Here is a 1,433-nt window from a genome sequence, read left to right on the forward strand (position 1 = left end):
CCTCGCACTGATGGCATGGCTCGACCCGTGGCTGCTGGCGACCGCCGTGACCGTCGTCGCGGTGATCGCCCTCGCGGTACTGCCCGCCCTGCACCGCATGCGCCCGGCCGCCGAGACCAACCAGCGGATGCTGGGCAATATGAGCGCCGATCTGGAGCGTGCGCTCAGCGCCATCCGCACCGTGCGCATGAGCGGCGCCACCCAGCGCGAGGCCGACCGCATCACCGCTCACGCCCGCCAAGCCCGCGCCGCCGGGATCCGAATGGCGCGGCTGAACGCGGGTCTCATGCCGGCCAGCGAGCTCGCCCTCCACACCGCGCTGACCGCGACAGTCGTGGTCGGGGCAGTCCGCGCCACTCAGGGCACTGCCTCGATCGCTGACCTGGCGGCCTTCCTGCTCTATCTCAACTATCTCTCCGTCCCCCTCACCGCCCTCGTCAGCGCCGCCGCCCTGCTGCAACAGGCCAGCGGCGCTGCCGGCCGCATCGCCGAAACCCTCGCCCAGCCGCAGGAAGCCGACAGCCACCGCGAAGCGCAGCCGGCACCAGCCGGCGCCACCCCGGCCCCCGCGCCCGGCACGCCCGTACTGGAATTTCACAACGTCTGGTACAGCCACGAGCGGGAGCGCATGGTGCTACGGGGAGCAAGCTTCCAGTTGCCGCCGCGCGGAGTCACCGCACTGTTCGGCGACTCCGGCTCAGGCAAGACAACCGTGCTCAACCTCGCCGCCCGTCTCTACACACCAGACAGCGGACGCGTCCTGTTTCAGGGGACTGACGCGATGCGATGGCCCATGGCGGAGTACCGACGCGTGGTCGGCCTCGTAGAACAACACAACCCCCTCCTGCACGGCTCCATCCGCGACAACCTCGCCTACGCCGCACCCGAGGCCACCGACGACGAACTGTGGACCCTCCTGGAACTCACCGGGTTGGCAACCCACGTCCGCACACTGCCCGGCGGCCTGGACACCATGGTCGGCGAACACGGCACGGCCCTGTCCGGAGGCCAACGGCAGCGCATCGCCATCGCCCGAGCCCTCGCGCCGCGCCCTGCACTCGTCCTTCTCGATGAACCAACCGCCCACTTGGACCCCGCCGCCGAAAAATCCGTACTCGCGGCCCTGCAGCACATCGGACAGCACTGCGCGGTGCTGGTGGTCACACACCGCGAAACCGTCCTGACAGGCGCCACCCTCCGTCTCCTGCTCGACAACGGAGTCACGCGCAGCCCGTGTGATGGCCCTCCCGCGGGGCATGTGCCAACTCAGGAAGACGGCGAAGGAGCCGTACCCGCTCCATACCCGACCCGGGCGAATCGGGTAAACGACTCGTAGTACCCCCCTCCTTCATGCCACCAGCAAAGCTGGATCACTCGACCAGGGCCCCTGTTCGATCAAAAGCAAAACGTTGATCGATAGGAGAACGGCTTCT

The 1,433-nt window shown here is 68.7% G+C and carries 1 protein-coding gene; it reads left to right on the plus strand.

Going from position 1 to position 1,433, the window contains the following annotated elements; translation table 11 throughout:
- Nucleotides 1-1,336 (plus strand): ABC transporter ATP-binding protein (locus SNA_RS29880; RefSeq protein WP_157880146.1); only part of this gene is annotated, 1,336 nt, incomplete at its 5' end.
- Nucleotides 1,337-1,433 lie beyond the last annotated feature (97 nt).

It is taken from the genome of Streptomyces natalensis ATCC 27448 (genome assembly GCF_000935125.1).
Lineage (GTDB): Bacteria > Actinomycetota > Actinomycetes > Streptomycetales > Streptomycetaceae > Streptomyces > Streptomyces natalensis.